The following is a 16,213-nucleotide window of genomic DNA, read 5'->3' as shown; positions in this document are numbered from 1 at the left end:
TCAGGACTCGGCGGAGACGCCGTCGAAACGCGGTTGGCGCAGGCGTTCTTCGAAATCCCCGAGTCCCATGAAGCGTGCCTGGTGCGGCAAGGTAGCGAGGTGCCTGAAATTCTCGGGTTTCTTCCAGGGATGAAAATTCATGAAAAACTCGACATCAACTTCCAGCTTCTCGATCTTGTCGGAAGCGCTCGGGGGTTCATGTGGAAGTGGATGGTGCGCTCCTCGCGGGGCACAAGGATCAGCTGGATGGCAAGCCGCAAACCCTCCGTGCGGTTGATGCCTGAGTAATGCACGATGCTGTCATCCAGGATCACTGCCTGGCCAGCCGCAATGTCATGGGCCGGCGTCAGGTGCCCGTCGATGATCTCGCGCTGGATGTGGTTCAACTCCCAGGGCACCATCGGTCCACGCATCTCGCCGAATCGCTTGTGGCTGCCATCAACGAACTGCAGGGTGCCGTTGGCTCCGCTGCTGTCGACCAGGGGGCACCAGATGGACACCGAGGTGCAGCGCCGCTCGTCGACGAATGCCCAGTTCTGGTGCAGCGGTACCTCGCCTCCGTCGGGCTTCTTGTGGATGAAGTTGGCGATGATGGGCCGATAGTCATCGAGCAGTTGCCGCTGCGGCCCGTCCAGCGCCGCGACCAACGCATCGAACACCAGGCGCTTGTATGCCGGATTGCGATCGATGAACGTGAAGTCGTAGGTAATCTCGCCCTTCGACTTGAAGTCGGCCTCTGCGGCGAGCAGGCTGCCGCCGCTTTGGCTCAAGGTGTCGAAATAGAATCGCTTCAATGCGTCCACCTGACTAGCGTCCAGCAACGGTGTCTGCACGTAGCCCCGGCGGTCCAGCACCTTTTGCAGATTGGCATCCCTGAATACAGGCCTCATGGTGCACGTTCCTTTCTGCGATTCATCTGATCCTGTGCTCGTGGGTCATGGTGGGGCGGCGCGCATGATGCGGCCCGGATCCGCTTCAGTTGTTCGCCGCCAAGCGCCGTGGTGTCATGGTCGAACAAGACCTCCGGGCATAGCCTGGCCGGGGGCAGGTGGGTCTGGCCGCTCAACAGGAATTGCACGTCCGAATGATATCGCCGGACCTGATCACCTTCCGCGAAATAGTGCTTGAGTTCGGCTTCGGCAGGTACGAGGCCCATCACCGCGCCGGGGCGCGGGGCCGCGCCGAGGTTGGCTGCCGAGCAGTGCAGCAGACGATGGTCATAGATCAGCACATCGCCCGGAAGCATCGGCAGGATCGTCATCAAAGCGCGCAACTCCTCGTGCAACTCGCGATAGACGCAGGGGATGTTGGGACCGCGCACGGTCGGCAACCATCGATGGCTGCCGGGCAACACCTGGATGGCGCCATTCTCGGCATGGGTGCCGACCAGCGGCACCCAGACATTGAACGACCGGTGGTGCCTTTCATCGACGATATTCCAGTCCTGATGGGGCGGCAAAGCGCCACGCGGTCCAGGCGCCTTGTTGATGAAGGCCCCACCCAAAAGACGTTCCTCGCGGCAGGCCGACGCGAGCAGGGGTCGGAACGTGGCCAGCAGGTGAGCACTGACGGTCGCGCGAAGACCGGCGTCAGGCGCATGCACCGACGCATAAAAGCCATCCGGAAAATCGGGTACCCACCCCGAGAGTTCGTCGAGCAGCCGCTGCACCGCGACTGCAGACAGGAGCCTCAGGACGACATAACCGTCGCGCGTGAGTGAGCGTTCGGCATCAGCGTCGGCCAACAGCGGCCTGTGATGGGCGCCAGTTACCTCCAAGAGCGTCCACCCTCCGTCGGTTCCGGGGAGAGGCGCTGGCATTCCTGGATCATCGCTGCAATTTCGCTTTCCGATCGAGTCGGATCAGGGTAGTCAAGCTCGGCCACCACCCGACCGAAACGGGGTCGCGCAAAGATGTCGCGATGGAAGTCATCGAATCGAAGGAAGAAATCGTCTTCCTGTTCGAACATTTCCAAGCGACGGTCGTTGTGCTGTCGATCACGGTAGTAGAAGCGCAAGCGAGCCTGCGCCGAGACCACGCCAACGGTAATGGCAGGACGCACGGTTCGGCGCAGGTTCGGCGGGGAACAGTGGGCCGTCGCCTGGTTCACGATCACCGCTTCGCCGGCCTTGGTCGGCAGCGAGCGCATGTGCTGCTGCATCAGGTCCTCGTGCCCGGAATAGCAGAAAGGAAGGGTGGGCGACCGAATGCTGCGCATGACCCTGTGGCTGCCCGGCATGACGCAGAGCGTGCCATTGTCGGCGTCGGCATCCACCAGGGGCATCCAGACATTGGCGGCGATGAACCGATCCTCGTCTACCACGGTCCAGTCCTGATGCAGCGGCAGCCGGGACTGGGGGCCGGGCATCTTGTACAGGAAGGCTGCGCCCAGCACTCGATGGTTCTGGAACACGGAATCCACATGCGGCCGAATGATTTCGGTGATGCATTCACTGACGGCTCGCTTGTACGCCAGGTCGGGCGAGTACGTGCTCGAGACGAAACCGGTTTCCGGAAGCTGCGGATGAAATTGCTCGAATGCCGCCAGCAAGTTCTGCACGGCGGAGCGAGGCAACAGCGGTGTTTGAAGGTACCCGTCATCGTGCAGTCGCCGCCACGACGCGGGATCCTGAAGCAGGGGGGAAATCATGGTGGGTACCCGGGTCATCGCGACGTGGCTCCTCGGGATGCCAGCAGGCGCTGCAACCAGCCACGCCAGCCGCTGGCTGCTCCTGCAAGCGGCTCGCCGGCCATTGGCGCTGCACCGGCGATCGACGCTTGGGTGGAACCGATCGCAGCTGCAGGATAGTGCTGTCGCAAGCTGTCAGGGGTCAATGCCGGAAATGCGTAGTCGACCATGCCGAGGCTCCGGCCGATGTTGGGCCGGGCATTGATGTCGGTGCCGAAGTGCTCGTAGACATGCAGCAAAGAATCGTCCACTTCGAACACTTCCACCTTGGGCTCAGCCTGACTTCGATCGAGGTGGCAGATCAGCATCCGTGCGTCTTCGTGGGAGAAGAAGATGTTGATGACCACGCGATCGGAACCGGAATGGTTGGGCGGCGAGAAATGGATGATGCTCTGGTCGAAGATGATGGCTTGGCCGGCTCGCAGGTGCACCGGGCGGAGCAGTTCGTTGATTTCGTCGCGCACGCCGTCGTAGATGGCCGGAATGGTGGATCCACGCAATGTGCGCAGCAGCCTGTGGCTGCCCGGAAGCACGTGCAGGGCCCCGTTATGCTCGTCCAGGTCTACCAGTGGGCACCAGATATTGATGCCGCAGAACTCGTTCTCGTCCACCAACGTCATGTCCTGGTGGATGTTCATCTGGCTGCCCTCGTCGCTTGCCTTGACGATGTAGCTGCCGAAAATGACCTTGATGTCCCGGGTCAAGGCTTGGATACGATCGTTGCAGACTTCGCGGATCTTGCGATCCACGTCTTCCCGATAGGCCTTGTCGCCGGCAAAGGTACTGGCATAAAAGCCTTCAACCGGATCAGGGTGAGTCTTGCGATAGTGCTCCTCCAGCGCCGCGACCTGCCCGGCGTCGATGAAATCGACGATCACGTAGCCGTCCCGCTCCAGCGCCTGTTGCAGCCCCAACTCACGCAACACCCGCTTCATGGGCGGAAAATCGGCGTTGAAGGAATAGCCCGGCGCTGGCACCGATGCCGATGCCGATGCCGGTTCGGCCGATGCTGGCGCCCCGGCCTGCCCGAGCAAGCGGGCCATGCGCTCGCCGAGCGCAGTGTCGAAGTGGTTGCCGTCTCGCACAAACATCTCTGTCAGGGCGGCGGCATCGGCAGGCTGGCGCACGAAAGGACTCAGCCCAAGGGTGGCTTGGCCCTCGGGCCGTCCACCCTCGTTGTAGAGCTGCGACAGCGAGGTATTGCTGTACTCGTGGAAGAATTCCGGCTCGACCTGGTAGCACTCGATCTGCTGCGACTCGCCCCCGGCAGGAGGTAGTGGTGCCGGAGATCGGCCTCTTCGTGAGTGACCCCGATTCCGACGGCCACGCGCGCCACCTCGCTCAGGTTGGGCGGGGATCCGTGCAGCGTTCGATTATTGAAGATCAACGCCTGGCCGGCCTCCATTTCCTTGATGGCCAGGAACGGGAAGATCTGGAACATCAAGTCGCCGATCGGTGTGGGGCACTGGGGCGAGGGCGAGGCGCGCGCATGATCGAACAGCCGATGGCTGCCTGAAATGACGCCAAGCGCGCCGTTGTCCACGGTCGTCCTGGCAAGCGGGATCCAGACGGTGCAGGACACGAAGCGGCTCTCGTCGACGAAGGTCCAGTCCTGATGCGGGGGGACGATCCCACGCGGCCCCGGTTCCTTGACCACATAGCTGGCCACGAAGATCCTGGCGCGATCAAAGACCTGATCGATCCTGGCGCGGGCGGCCTGCTGAAGCTTGTCCATCGTCGCCCGCTTGAATGCCCGGTCGGTGCTGTCCAGGCTCACGTGGAACCCTTGCGACGTGGCGTGATCGTGGTTCAACGACGCGTAGTGGGCATTGAGCGCTGCGACTTCGTCGGCATCAAGGAACGGTACGACGACGTAGCCATCACGATCGAAGTCGGCTTGCAGCTCGCTGGATTTGAACAAGGGTCTCATGGCGGCGGGTCGATCCAGATGGAGATCAGGTGAGGTGGCGATTCGGGTCATCCCTGTTGCACCAAGGCGTCGCTGATGACGCTATGCTCATCGTTGCGGGCGACATCCCCGGGATTGGCCACTGAATCGATCATCCAGTGCACCCCTGCAGTCATCAACGCTGAACGGGAAACGGCGCCCAGCAAATCGTTGCCAAAGCTGGGAAGTACGGTCAGCGGATCGCCCCCCTCCTCCCAGCCGCGCATGCCCAGTATGGCCTTGCTCTCGCTGTCCACCAGGGCAGCGCACACACTGTATTGGCCGGGCATGAGCGGCACATGGACCAGCGTCGCACTGAACACGTTGCGTCCTTGCATCAAGCGGTAGTACGGAGCAGCGTCGGGACCCCGCACGTGAATGGCCACCTGCTTGTGGGCATTGAAGATTTCAAGCCCGAAGAGCACCCGCTCCAATTCAATATCGGATTCACAGTGGACGCGCACCTTCAGTTGTCCCTGTACCTGGACAGCCCGGGGCCCAACGGCGGGTTCAGCCTCGGTTTCGATGGCGGTGATACGAACCGGAAAGGCGCCGGAACCGGAAAAGCGCGCGAACCGCTCAATTGCAAGTGCGCTCTGCCCTTCAGTCGGCAATTCCGTCAACACCGTTTCTGCTGAGGGCACCTCAAAGGCAGGCACGACATCTGGCTCCTGCCCTTCAGACTGCCATTCCGCGGTGGCGCCAGGCGGTGCGCTTCGCAGCAGGTATTCCGCGATGATGGCCTCGGTGTCGCCTTCGCCGACGATCCGGCCATGGTCGAACAACAGCGCCCGGCGGCACAAGGATCGCATCTGGTACATCTCGTGGGACGCGAGCAGCAACGTGCCACCGGCCGCGACGAAATCCTGCCAGTACCGCTGCATGCGTTGCGCGAAGCGGATATCGGCGACACCCAGGCTGTCGTCGACGATGAAGATGTCGACATCGACGTTGGCATAGATCGCGAAGGCAAGGCGTACCCGCATGCCGGTGCTGTAGGTGCAGACCGCCGCGTCGATGACATGGCCAAGTTCGGCCAAGGCGATGATGGCATCCACGCGTTCGTGGATCTGCGCGGGCTCTTGCCCCAGCAGGGCAAGCTTGGTGAAGATGCTCTCCCGACCTGTCTGCATCGGGTCCAGGCCGGCGCCATGGTCGAGCAGCGCGACCTTGGCGGTATTGATCGTGATCGAGCCCAGGGTTGGGCGATAGATGCCCGCCAGCAATTTCAGGAAACTGCTCTTGCCAGCGCCGTTGTGGCCGACCAGCCCGATGACATCCCCGCGCCTGATGGTCAGGTTGATGTCGCGCAAGCCCCAGAACTCGCCCTCGCGCAGCATGTCGCGCGGCGGTGCCAGGACCAGGTCGCGAACCAGGTCCTGCATGCCATAGCGCAGCATCCGGTCACCGCGACGGCAAAAGCGCTTCGACACCGCGTCGACGCGGATCAGGGTTTCGCCGAGCGCCGTCATGCCCTGGACCCCGCCGTCATGCCGCCAACCTCTCTGCCAGGTGCGGCGGAGCCAGCTTGCAAACGACCAGGCCCGCAGGTACGGCAACAGCCACCGCCGCCAGCGCAAACCAGTAGGTTGGCCAGTGCGGACTCCCGCCGCCATAGGACAGATGACGCGCCACATCCAGCATCGCTGTCAGTGGATTGAAGGCCTGGAACGCGGCCCACGCACCCGTCAACGGCGTGCGATAGAACACCGGCGTGAGCAGGAACAGCAGCCACGGCAGAAAAACCATGGCGCGGTCGAGATCCTTGCCCAGCGCACTGAGGGGCGCAAGCAACGCACCCGCGGCGACGCCCGCCAACAAGACCGGGACGCAGGCCAGCAGGCCCAGCAGCAACACGGGCTTCAACTGGACGCCAAAGACGATCAACACCAACAACAGCACGGGCATCTTCGCCAGCAGGTTGAAGGCACTCTCGGCAACCTGCGCCAGGAACACCGCCTCCAGCGGGAAGCGCATCCGCCGCAAGAGCGACAGGTGCAGATCGAAGATGCTGCGCTGCCCATTGAATGCTTCCACGAAGGTCTGCATCAGCACCACGCCAAACGCCACGTGGACCTGCATCGGCACCACATCGGTCGGCACCAGACGCTGCTCGCGGGCGTCTGGCAATCCCAGGGTCACGCCGATGGTGATGACCAGCGTGGGGACGATCGCCCAAAGGAGTCCCAGCGACGAATGCCTATAGAGTTGCGTGAGACGCACACCCAGCAGCAAGCGCGCCAGGACCATCGAACTTGCGATGTCGGTCCTGATGGCAACGAGGAATTCGCGCGGGCGTCGAAGCGGGCTGGACGCCGAATTCTCGGTCATTTTTCCATGCTCGCCGGGTCATGTTCCGGGGCAACCTGCGAGTAGCCGGGTCCTGATGAAGGCCGGGTGGAAGCTGCAGGAAACTCAATGGGTGCATGGAGCAACAGGGCTTCCACCGAGGACAGGCAGGCGTCCACCATGCCCCGCAGGGCGTCGATCCCGGCGCATTCCCTGCCCATGGACGTCAGCGCCGCATGCGCCGACCGATGGTGAAGTACGGCTGCATCCAGGCAGTATTGGCCTGCACCACAATTGGTGAGTTCGGTGCGGAACGACTTCAGTTCGAAGACCGACAGCGGCGTAGCCCGCCCGGACGCGCGCAACAGCATCGCCCGCAACCTGGCAGAGCCATGCTGGCTCGCAAATAGCAGCGGTAGTGTCGGGCGTTGCAGGAGTACGTCGTGGCCGATTTCGCGACCCAGTGAATCGGGCAGGCTCCAGATGCCGCGCACATCGTCGCAAACCTGGTAAAGGACTCCGAATGAGCGGCCGAATTCAACCAGGGCCTCGCGTGCCTGCGGCGGCGCCGAAGCCAGTATCGCGATGCTTTCGCCGATACAGACGCAGGCCGCCGCGGTCTTGCGCTCGACCATTTCGAGATACTCATCGGCACCTGCAATGCTGTCGTACCGGAACGAAAGATCGAGATGCTGGCCCTCGCACATCAGCAAGTGCGCCCGATTGAACGCGGCAATCACGTCCAGCGCGAGCGACGGCGCCACACCCTGGGCGGTCAATCCCAGCAATAACCGGTAGACCATCCCGATCAACGCGTCGCCGGCATTGATGGCTTGTTCCAGGCCGAATACCGCGTGCAGCGTCGGGCGGTTCCATCGCAGATCGTCACGGTCCTGGATGTCGTCGTGCGCAAGGCTGGCGGAATGCATGACCTCGGCCGCCATCATCAACTGCTTGGCGACGCGCCGAGGCAATCCGAACGCCCCGCAGAGCAGGTTGCAGATCACCGGCCTCAGGCGCTTGCCGCGCGGCAGGTATCCTCCTTCTGGCAGTGCCTGCAGGCCTGCGTCGACGAAACCGAAGTGGTAACTCAACATCCCGTAGTGGGTGCTGGGCGGACCTAGGCCGGTCAGAAGGGCCAGCAGCGCGCGGTCGATCTCGACGATCTCCTGTGCGAAATGGCGATGCAGCTCTTCGACGCCGAGAACCGCGTCAGGAAACAAGTCACTCTTCAATCGCGAATCCTTGTGCGTCCATGCCGGGCGCCGACGTTGGTCATAGTCTGTCTGAACTGCGGGCTGGTATGAGGCACTGCCGCCATGGATCGGCGAGGCAGGCGCGGACGTGGCTGGACCGGGAAGGGGCCGGGTCAGGCTGGCTGCGGGAAGTGACGCGTCCCAGCGCCTCCGCATTGCACTACCCGCTCTTCCCCCGCGCCAGGCAAGGGAACGCATGTGGAACGCGCTTGCTGCCTGAGCACCTTGACCATGGGTAGGACACCCGGCGAATGTGACATCGAGTCGCCCAATTTGTGAAAATTCGTCAGAAGCGGGAAGCCATGAACGGCGCCGTTGAAGGATACTACCTGAGCATGCCGCAGCGGTTTCCTCCATTTCCCGGCGCGCGCCTTCATCTCGTCATCCATCCGACCTTTCGGTCATCCACACTAGGTTAGGCCATGCGCTGGTTGGACTTCCTGTCGCTGAACGCGGCACGCAAGCGAGCCCCCTCAACCCAGCCGTCGGCTACCGCCAGCACGCCCGAACAGGTCGGTGATTTCTACGACCGCACCAACGAGGCGTTCCTGCGGGTCTATGGCCCGGTCATCCAGGCCTTCCGCACCAGGGATGTCGCGGCGTTGCTCGACTATCAGATTGCCAGCATGGGGCTCACTGCCGGCCAGCACGTGCTGGACGCGGGGTGTGGCGTCTGCGGCCCAGCCTTGTACTTCTGCCGCGAGGCGGATGTGAGCGTGGAGGCGGTGACGATTTCAGCCGTGCAGGCGGAGCAGGCTCGACAGCGCATTGATGCAGCAGGCCTTTCCGAGCGCATCACGGTCCGCCGTGCCAGCTACCAGGATCTCGCCAGTGAGTTCGCTGGCGAGAGCTTCGACGTCGTCTACTTCCTTGAGTCTTTTGGCCACTCCGACGACATCAGGCGGACGCTCAGCTCTGCCTGGTCCGTACTCAAGCCAGGCGGCACCCTGTACATCAAGGACCTGTTTCGCAAGGTGCCGGCCATTGCCGCGCATCGCGCGAGGATCGACGCCGAGATCCTGAAGATCAACGCGGCCTATCACTACAACGTGCCGGACCTTGGTGATTTCCTGGAGGCCGTGAGGGGCCTGGGTTTCATCCTGCAGTTTCTCAAGACCATCGACCTGCCGCTGCAGGACTTCGAGAACCTGACCATCTCCAACGAGTTCCAGGAGCTGACCGGCATCGGTCGCATCGAGAACTGGAAGGACTACATCTTCCCGGTCGACTTCTTCGAGGTGAAGTGCATGAAACCGGTCCATGACATCCAGGCCGGGAACAGCCGCTACTTCCTCCAGAACCTGTACCACCTCAAGGTGCTCCAGACGCGGCCGGAGGATCTTTGAGCCCCGGACCATCGGACCGTGCGGTGGTGTTTTCGCGATGCAGTACCCTCGGGCAGCCGGGTTTTGCCCCGACCAGGCAGGCGCGAGCCGGCAGCGCGGCGAGCCGCCGCCAAGGTCAGCCGCGACGTATCACCTCCCGACCCCGCCGCCAGCCTGTGAAGACGCAGATCATGAGCCTGCTTCGCTTCGCGCCAGTCGTTGAACTCGCCCCGGCATGACGGCCAGCCCCCTGCCCCGGATTATCCTGTGGCTTGCGATCGTCTTGGCGCTTTGTGCCTCGGCCTACCTGGTTCGCGGAGTCCATGTCGCGGTCAGCGAGCGCGGCAGCTATGACCTTGCGAGCCGGGGGGTGGAGTACCGGCTGTACGCGTCGGGCATCTATCCAAACCAGTCGATCGCATCGGATGCCCTGCCCACGGAAGACCTGCCGAATTCGGTCTATCCTCCGTACGCCTTCCCGATGCTGGCAGCGGTCTTTGCTTGGGAATCCCCGGTGGCTGCTGGCTGGGTATTCGGCATCCTGACTTTAACCGCCCTGCTCGCGGTCGCTGCGCATGGGTATCGCGACCTGCGTTACCTGGGTTGGCAGAGCGCAAGCCTGGGCGCGGTGTCTGGCCTCGCCATTGCGCAAAACTCCAGTGCCGTGGCGTTCGGGCAGTTTTCGATCATCAGCATGGGGTTCGTGGCCGGGCAAGTGTTCTGCCTTCGCCGTGGCCAGCGCATGGCTGCAGGTGCGTGCTGGGCAATGGCCATGTTCAAACCACAGATTGGACTGGTTTTCGCGCTGCTGTTCGTGGCCGACCGGAACTGGCGGGGACTGGCATTCGGACTGGCGATCCTGGGGGCACTGAGCTGGTTAGCCTGCTGGCAAACGCAGGCCTCGCCCTTTGCCGTCCTTGATTACTGGTTCCAGCATGCCGACCTTCGATTCATCACCGCCGGCAATAGCGGGGGTTCGAGCGCAGGAGGCATCTTGGCCAACCTGGGCTCGGATCCTCGCGTGGCGGTTGCGATCAGCCTGGTGGCGGCGCTGACGTTCAGCGCGGGAACTTGGCTCCGTGGGCGCAACCGTGGCTTTTCGATGCTGACCTTGCTGGCTCTTTGCGCCATTGTCGGGCGGGTATTCATTCCTCATCGGGCCTACGACAACATCATGCTGTATCCGGCCCTCATCGCACTACTGGCGCTCGCCTTGGAACGCAAGGACATGGCCAGCCGCCTGGTCGCCGCCGTATTCGGGGTAACCCTGTGGATACCTCTGACCTCGCTGATCAGGTCTGCTTGGCTGGACGCCGCACTGCTGTGCTTCTGGCTTGCAACGGCGGCATTCCTGATCCTGCAGTCGACTCCGACTCATGGTAGTCATCATCGAAGTTGATGTCCCAGATGTTGTCCGTGCTGACCCGGCCGGAAATGATGTTGTCCACAGCCGCCTTTGCGGTCAGCATCGAGTGATCCTGGTTGTTGTACCGGGCATGCCATTGCGACCCACCAGGAACAGGTTGGCGATCTTGTCGACATGCGAGCGAACCCGGCCGAAGTCCGTGCATGCACCGAAAGGCTTTGGGGAACCGAATCACCGTGGCGGCAATCACGTCCTCCGCGTCTGCAAGATTGATCTGAGCAGTTCGCGCAGCGCCAGTGCCTGCATCTCTGCGTCGGAAAGCCGCCAGAGTTCGTCGTCTTCATTGCAAAAATACCCGAGTCCGACCCACACAGTGTTGGGATCCGGGACAAGTGCCGGGCTCCAGTTGCTGCCGACGCCCCTTGATCTTGCCAACGGTGAAGTTGCGGTACCGGCTGTTCACCGCCTTGAGCTTGCTGCCATCGATCGCGACGATCGCGTGCGAGAAGACCTTCATGCTCCGGCACAGGCCGACGAAGCGGCTGCACACTGCGGTGATCGCGCTGCCGTTGTCCTTGCGGAAGTCGGCGATGAAGTCCGGCGCCAACCGACCGGTTAGCCAGACGAGTTCGAGGTTCCGCTGTGCTTCCCGCTCCAAGCGCCGGCTGGACTGGATGCAATTGAGATAGCCGTAGATGTAAATCTTGAGCAGCGCAGCATGATGATATGCAGGCCGCCCGCCTGCTACACGATTGGCGGCCTCGAAGCCCAGCTGGCTCAGATCGAGTGCTTCGACGAAAGCATCGACCACCCGCACCGGGTTGTCTTCGCGGACGTAATTCTCCAGTCGATCAGGAAGCAGGAGGCCTTGAGAACGATCAACTCCATCCACGAATCGCTTCATGCAAAGCACCCATCGACCGGTGCTCAGACCTTTCCAGCAGAGGCAGGGTTTTCACACAGGCTCGTTCTTTATCGGCCACGAGAGGATGGATCCCTCACGGGACGCCGGAAACGACGGGACGGCGCTGTACGCAGCTGCCCATATATCCCAGACAAGCACCTACTCTTTCACTGAAGTCAATATGGGATCACCCGAATCGTCTGAGAACGACCCGCGATCGAGAGTCTCAAAAGACGCCTTGTGCCGACCACCGAGCAAGCGGCGCAGCGTTGCCCAGATTTGTTCCTGCCACGACCATGCGACAGCACCCGAGCAGTAGAGGTAATAGACCTGATGGAACAACATCGCGCTCACCGCGAACAAGGGGCCACGTCTACGATGGAACAATGCGAGCAGCTTTCCGTTCGCGGCCATCGCCACCACAAGGGCGGCAACCGGCACCCAAAGAGGCACCAGCGCGATAGGAATGCTGGCTAGGATCGCCAACGGAATGAAGGCACGAAGCCTTTCGCCCCTGCTTGCGTTCAAGGCATCGACCCACCCCGTGCGTGACCGAATCAGGCGCGACCAAGGCAAAGCCCGGCAGAAGATTTCGGTGCGCAGCAGATTCAGGAAACTCCAGACCTTGAGGTGCGTGACCTGGAGTTCCGGTATCAGCAGAATTCGCGAACCTCTTTGCCGCAATCGCCAGCCAAGTTCAATATCCTCGATTGAGGGTTCAGTGAATGCAGACGCATCAAAGCCGCCAACATCAAGAAAAACCGATTTCCTGACAGCACCGCACCCTGCCCAAAAGGTTTCCGCCTCCCGATTGCTTTGGCGATGGTAGTGGTGATGCACGAGATTTTTGTACTGTGACCAGAAGCCAGCTGCCGCGGGCTGATCGTCGTAGGAGCCAAAGACAGCATCGACGCCATCCTGTGAAATGGCTGCAGTGACCATTCGTGCGGCATTCTCGTGCGCGACCGAGTCGGCGTCCACGAACCATAGGACGTCGCCTCTGGCCACACGTGCCGCCGCATTTCGGGCAGCCCCAGGGCCCAATCTGCCACCCGATTCCATCACGCGCGCGCCGGCTGCAGCTGCATCATCCGCCGTTGAGTCTGTAGAGCCATCATCAACCAGGATGATCTCGACGATCTCGCCCCGGCTCTGCATTTGCAAAAGCGGTGCGAGGCACATGTTGATCGTCGTCGAAGCGTTGTAGGCCGGCACAATCACACTGACCAAAGCCGCAGGACCGGAATCATGGAGCGGACCTTTGAGCATCAGTGCCTCCGTGCACGTCGTAGCTTCTTGATCAAAAGCGCGCCTGGCCGAGCAAAGGCGGCGGCATGATCAAAAGCTTGAGGCTGGATTGGCACTCACCAATCCCGAATGAAGATGAGGGTGAACCTGGAACTTGACCAACGCAAACTGCATAACGACACGGCGCAGCAGTGCTGCAGGCCAGTGTACGGATGTCGATATTTTCTGACAAGGCGGAGTCAGGTCTTTGCATAGCTTCTTGCACGATCACTACGCTGATCCCCGATGATTCGCGATCTTTACCAGGGATCGCTCCCCGGCGCAGGCACGGTCACAGACCAGGAGTTGCTGGTGCTCAAGCTTTAGCTGGCCCGATGAAGCAACTGCGGGTCTGTTGCGAGATGTGGCGGCGTATCCACTACCCGCGCATGCAGCCTAGGCTGGACGCAAAAGATCAAGCCCATAGACTCTCAACGCAGCAGTCCGTGGAAACGGGATAGCCCACCCTTCGTACCTCTTCTACACTGCAACACGTTACTTTATCCGCCTCGTCCGGTTCGTCCGTGCGATTTCGTTACCACCTCTGACTCCCGGACGAATGCCGCCCGCATGATCGAATTCGGACACCTGACCCACGTCGGCCTGCGCCGGGAGTTGAACGAGGACACCTATTACGGCGACAGCGAGCTGGGGCTGTGGCTGGTCGCGGACGGCATGGGCGGGCACGAGTACGGCGAAGTCGCCAGCGCGCTGGCGCGTGAGGCGATCGTCCGCGAGGTTCGCGCCGGCAACACCCTGGCGGAGGCGATCCGCACCGCCGACGAGGAAATCATCCGCTGCTCCAAGCGCCGCGGCGATAGCCTGCCGATGGGCACCACCGTGGTTGCTGCACGGGTCAACGGCAATCGCTTCGAGGTGGCATGGGTCGGCGACAGCCGGGTTTATCTGTGGCGGGACGGCGCGCTGACCCAGATCTCGCAGGACCACAGCTACGTGCAGGAACTGATCGCGCAGGGCGCGATCACCGCCGACCAGGCGCGCAGCCATCCGCACCGCAACGTGGTGACCCAGGCGCTGGGCGTGACCGATCCGTTGCAGCTAAACGTGGAAACCCTGGGCGGCGAGTTGCGGCCAGGCATGCAGTTGTTGTTGTGCAGCGACGGCCTGACCGAGGAAGTCGACGACCGCAGCATCGCCCGCGTGCTCGCGCACCAGGAATGCAGCGCGCAGGAATGCGTGGACGGACTGGTCGCCGCCGCGCTTGACGGCGGCGGCTCCGACAATGTGACCGTGGTGCTGGTGCGCAGCCACTAACTCGCGACCGGTTCAACGGACCAGTTCAACCGGCCTGTTCGATCTCCAGCCACAGGCAACGCCCGGCTTTTTTCTGCAATACCGCCAGCCGCGCGGCATGCGCGGCGGCATCCTCACTCGTGACCTGCACACGTGGCCGCAACGACGGATCGGCGACGCGTGCGACGAACTGCACCGTTTCAGCTGCACGCGGCGCCGTATCGCTGGCGAAACCGATCTCGCTCTGCCCGGATGTCAGCGCGATGTAGACATCCAGCAGGATCTGCGCGTCGAGCAGCGCGCCGTGCAACTGGCGCTGCGAGTTGTCAACGCCAAGTCGCTTGCACAGCGCGTCCAGCGAATTGCGCTGGCCCGGGAAGCGCTGCCGCGCCATCAACAGAGTGTCCTCGACCGCGCAGCGCTCACGGATCTTGCCGCGACCCTCCAGCCGACCCAATTCGGCATCGAGGAAACCCACATCGAACGCGGCGTTGTGGATCACAAGCTCGGCACCGTCGATGAAGTCCAGGAACTCGTCGGCCACCTCGGCGAAACGCGGTTTGTCGGACAGGAACTCGCGGGTCAGCCCGGTGACTTCCTGCGCGCCCGGCTCCATGTCGCGATCGGGATTGAGATAGGCGTGGAAGGTGCGCCCGGTGGGACGGCGCTCGACGAGCTCCACGCAGCCGATTTCGACCACGCGATTGCCCTTCTGCCATTCCAGGCCGGTGGTTTCGGTGTCCAGTACGACCTGACGCATCAGCCTGCCTTGTCCCTGATCTGTTCCGCCGCGGTGCGTGCCAGCACGTCCACCCGCTCGTTCTCCGGATGGCCGGAATGGCCCTTCACCCAGCGCCAGTCGACCTTGTGCGGCGCGGCTGCCAGCTGCAGGCGTTCCCACAAGTCGCGGTTCTTGACCGGATCGCCGCCGGCGGTTTTCCAGCCGCGCCGGATCCAGTTGGCCAGCCAGTCCAGGATGCCCTGGCGGACGTATTGCGAATCGGTGGTCAGGATCACGTCGCAGGGCTCGCGCAAGGCCTCCAGCGCGGCGATCGCGGCCATCAGTTCCATCCGGTTGTTGGTGGTATCGGGTTCGCCACCGGACAGCTCGCGTTCGACCTCGCGCCATCGCAACAGCGCGCCCCAGCCGCCCGGCCCGGGGTTGCCGAGGCAAGCACCATCGGTATGCACCTCGATCTGCTTGCGCGCGGCGCTCATGCGGAACCTGCCTGCAGGCGCAGCACGCGTTGGCCGCGCCCCGGCGTCATCGGCAGACGCCGCTTCTGCGCGCGCAGCAGGAAGGCGGCACGCAGGCCGGCGCCGTCCTGCAGGCAGGGATCGTGGGCGACCTCCCAGCTCGGGCCCAGCCCCTGCGACACAGCATCCGGCACCAACCCGACCGCGCGTAGCCGTCGACGCCAAGTCACCGGCTCCGACACCCGCAGGCCCTGCCCACGCCAGCGCCAGCGATACGGCGACAGCGGGTTGAGGGCGAGCAGCCACAGCCAGCCTCCGGGCAGCAACACGCGCGCGCATTCGTCCAGCAAGCCCAGCGGGTCCGTGGAGGCATCGGCCAAGTGCTGGACCAGGACCACACCGCAGGACTCGCTGGCCAACGGCAATGGCAGGGCGCAGCGAAGATCGCCGCCAAACCCGATGGCATCCGGCCACAAGCGCAACAAAGCGCTGTCTTCCAGCATGCACGCCTGTTCCGCTGCGGCCGGGCGCAACCAGAGGGCCGCCTGGCCGGTGCGCTGCTGCAGGGCCACGCGCAGGCATTCGGCCTGGCTGGCCAGGATCGCCTGCCCGGCCCGGCCCGCGAACCAGGCCTCGGCGGCGACGGCATCGGGTTGACGGCGGAACACGGACGGCGGCAAGGTCGGCGACATACCCGCC

Annotated in this window: 16 protein-coding genes and 1 pseudogene; 3 read left to right on the top strand and 14 right to left on the bottom strand. The window is 63.0% G+C overall.

All coding sequences use genetic code 11. The annotated features are described in order from the left end of the window. The 9 genes from H9L16_RS10500 to H9L16_RS10460 form a co-directional block, all read right to left on the bottom strand. Nucleotides 1-141, bottom strand: a complete 141-nt coding sequence (locus H9L16_RS10500) for a hypothetical protein (protein WP_187551651.1) — start codon at nucleotides 139-141, stop codon at nucleotides 1-3. After that, nucleotides 138-890 (bottom strand): phytanoyl-CoA dioxygenase family protein, encoded by a 753-nt coding sequence (locus tag H9L16_RS10495; RefSeq protein ID WP_187551650.1) that lies wholly within the window; start codon nucleotides 888-890, stop codon nucleotides 138-140. Before H9L16_RS10495 ends, H9L16_RS10500 begins: the two co-directional genes overlap by 4 nt. Then, nucleotides 887-1,744 (bottom strand): phytanoyl-CoA dioxygenase family protein, encoded by an 858-nt coding sequence (locus tag H9L16_RS10490; RefSeq protein WP_187551649.1) that lies wholly within the window; start codon nucleotides 1,742-1,744, stop codon nucleotides 887-889. The genes H9L16_RS10495 and H9L16_RS10490 overlap by 4 nt, the downstream gene beginning before the upstream one ends. A 23-nt stretch (nucleotides 1,745-1,767) precedes the next feature. Further along, a complete protein-coding gene (locus tag H9L16_RS10485) occupies nucleotides 1,768-2,667 on the bottom strand; it encodes a phytanoyl-CoA dioxygenase family protein (RefSeq protein WP_187551648.1) in 900 nt (299 codons plus the stop codon). Continuing rightward, nucleotides 2,664-3,815, bottom strand: a complete 1,152-nt coding sequence (locus H9L16_RS10480; protein WP_187551647.1) for a phytanoyl-CoA dioxygenase family protein — start codon at nucleotides 3,813-3,815, stop codon at nucleotides 2,664-2,666. Before H9L16_RS10480 ends, H9L16_RS10485 begins: the two co-directional genes overlap by 4 nt. A gap of 8 nt (nucleotides 3,816-3,823) precedes the next feature. After that, entirely contained in the window at nucleotides 3,824-4,669 is an 846-nt protein-coding gene (locus H9L16_RS10475; protein ID WP_187551646.1) for a phytanoyl-CoA dioxygenase family protein, read from the bottom strand. Then, nucleotides 4,666-6,108 (bottom strand): ABC transporter ATP-binding protein, encoded by a 1,443-nt coding sequence (locus tag H9L16_RS10470; protein ID WP_187551645.1) that lies wholly within the window; start codon nucleotides 6,106-6,108, stop codon nucleotides 4,666-4,668. Before H9L16_RS10470 ends, H9L16_RS10475 begins: the two co-directional genes overlap by 4 nt. Before the next feature lie 16 nt (nucleotides 6,109-6,124). Beyond that, entirely contained in the window at nucleotides 6,125-6,886 is a 762-nt protein-coding gene (locus tag H9L16_RS10465; protein WP_187551644.1) for an ABC transporter permease, read from the bottom strand. A 77-nt stretch (nucleotides 6,887-6,963) separates the two neighbouring features. Beyond that, nucleotides 6,964-8,160: a polyprenyl synthetase family protein gene (locus H9L16_RS10460; protein WP_187551643.1), complete on the bottom strand. Its 1,197-nt coding sequence runs from the start codon at nucleotides 8,158-8,160 to the stop codon at nucleotides 6,964-6,966. 443 nt (nucleotides 8,161-8,603) lie between these two features. On the opposite strand from H9L16_RS10460, the gene H9L16_RS10455 reads away from it, so the two are divergent. Both H9L16_RS10455 and H9L16_RS10450 read left to right on the top strand, forming a co-directional pair. Beyond that, the gene (locus H9L16_RS10455) at nucleotides 8,604-9,527 is read left to right on the top strand and encodes a class I SAM-dependent methyltransferase (RefSeq protein ID WP_187551642.1); all 924 of its coding nucleotides are present in this window, start codon (nucleotides 8,604-8,606) and stop codon (nucleotides 9,525-9,527) included. Between the two features lie 214 nt (nucleotides 9,528-9,741). Further along, on the top strand, nucleotides 9,742-10,905 hold the full coding sequence (locus tag H9L16_RS10450) for a glycosyltransferase family 87 protein (protein WP_187551641.1): 1,164 nt from the start codon (nucleotides 9,742-9,744) through the stop codon (nucleotides 10,903-10,905). Between the two features lie 367 nt (nucleotides 10,906-11,272). Here H9L16_RS10450 and H9L16_RS10445 read toward each other — a convergent pair. Next, a pseudogene (locus H9L16_RS10445) lies at nucleotides 11,273-11,776 on the bottom strand (transposase); the annotation flags it as partial. Nucleotides 11,777-11,935: 159 nt separating this feature from the next. After that, nucleotides 11,936-13,045: a glycosyltransferase family 2 protein gene (locus H9L16_RS10440; RefSeq protein WP_187551640.1), complete on the bottom strand. Its 1,110-nt coding sequence runs from the start codon at nucleotides 13,043-13,045 to the stop codon at nucleotides 11,936-11,938. Nucleotides 13,046-13,633: 588 nt separating this feature from the next. On the opposite strand from H9L16_RS10440, the gene H9L16_RS10435 reads away from it, so the two are divergent. Continuing rightward, nucleotides 13,634-14,338, top strand: a complete 705-nt coding sequence (locus H9L16_RS10435) for a PP2C family protein-serine/threonine phosphatase (RefSeq protein ID WP_187551639.1) — start codon at nucleotides 13,634-13,636, stop codon at nucleotides 14,336-14,338. 25 nt (nucleotides 14,339-14,363) lie between these two features. On the opposite strand, the gene dnaQ is transcribed toward H9L16_RS10435, so the two are convergent. Genes dnaQ through H9L16_RS10420 form a run of 3 tightly spaced genes read right to left on the bottom strand, consistent with a single transcriptional unit; the run spans nucleotide 14,364 to nucleotide 16,206 of the window. Continuing rightward, a complete protein-coding gene (gene dnaQ, locus H9L16_RS10430) occupies nucleotides 14,364-15,077 on the bottom strand; it encodes a DNA polymerase III subunit epsilon (protein ID WP_187551638.1) in 714 nt (237 codons plus the stop codon). Then, nucleotides 15,077-15,535, bottom strand: coding sequence for a ribonuclease HI (rnhA, locus tag H9L16_RS10425; RefSeq protein ID WP_187551637.1), 459 nt, complete (start codon nucleotides 15,533-15,535; stop codon nucleotides 15,077-15,079). Before rnhA ends, dnaQ begins: the two co-directional genes overlap by 1 nt. Next, a complete protein-coding gene (locus H9L16_RS10420) occupies nucleotides 15,532-16,206 on the bottom strand; it encodes a methyltransferase domain-containing protein (protein ID WP_187551636.1) in 675 nt (224 codons plus the stop codon). Before H9L16_RS10420 ends, rnhA begins: the two co-directional genes overlap by 4 nt. Nucleotides 16,207-16,213 lie beyond the last annotated feature (7 nt).

This window comes from Thermomonas carbonis (assembly GCF_014396975.1).
GTDB lineage: Bacteria > Pseudomonadota > Gammaproteobacteria > Xanthomonadales > Xanthomonadaceae > Thermomonas > Thermomonas carbonis.
This window is presented reverse-complemented; position numbering and strand designations above follow the sequence as displayed.

Excerpts from the sequence above, each read along its gene's own strand:
- H9L16_RS10500 (WP_187551651.1), bottom strand. The coding sequence starts at position 141 with ATGAATTTTCATCCCTGGAAGAAACCCGAGAATTTCAGGCACCTCGCT.
- H9L16_RS10475 (WP_187551646.1), bottom strand. The coding sequence starts at position 4,669 with ATGACCCGAATCGCCACCTCACCTGATCTCCATCTGGATCGACCCGCC.
- H9L16_RS10435 (WP_187551639.1), top strand. The coding sequence starts at position 13,634 with ATGATCGAATTCGGACACCTGACCCACGTCGGCCTGCGCCGGGAGTTG.
- H9L16_RS10485 (WP_187551648.1), bottom strand. The coding sequence starts at position 2,667 with ATGACCCGGGTACCCACCATGATTTCCCCCCTGCTTCAGGATCCCGCG.
- H9L16_RS10440 (WP_187551640.1), bottom strand. The coding sequence starts at position 13,045 with ATGCTCAAAGGTCCGCTCCATGATTCCGGTCCTGCGGCTTTGGTCAGT.
- H9L16_RS10450 (WP_187551641.1), top strand. The coding sequence starts at position 9,742 with ATGACGGCCAGCCCCCTGCCCCGGATTATCCTGTGGCTTGCGATCGTC.
- H9L16_RS10470 (WP_187551645.1), bottom strand. The coding sequence starts at position 6,108 with ATGACGGCGCTCGGCGAAACCCTGATCCGCGTCGACGCGGTGTCGAAG.
- dnaQ (WP_187551638.1), bottom strand. The coding sequence starts at position 15,077 with ATGCGTCAGGTCGTACTGGACACCGAAACCACCGGCCTGGAATGGCAG.
- H9L16_RS10465 (WP_187551644.1), bottom strand. The coding sequence starts at position 6,886 with ATGGTCCTGGCGCGCTTGCTGCTGGGTGTGCGTCTCACGCAACTCTAT.
- H9L16_RS10420 (WP_187551636.1), bottom strand. The coding sequence starts at position 16,206 with ATGTCGCCGACCTTGCCGCCGTCCGTGTTCCGCCGTCAACCCGATGCC.
- H9L16_RS10455 (WP_187551642.1), top strand. The coding sequence starts at position 8,604 with ATGCGCTGGTTGGACTTCCTGTCGCTGAACGCGGCACGCAAGCGAGCC.
- H9L16_RS10495 (WP_187551650.1), bottom strand. The coding sequence starts at position 890 with ATGAGGCCTGTATTCAGGGATGCCAATCTGCAAAAGGTGCTGGACCGC.
- rnhA (WP_187551637.1), bottom strand. The coding sequence starts at position 15,535 with ATGAGCGCCGCGCGCAAGCAGATCGAGGTGCATACCGATGGTGCTTGC.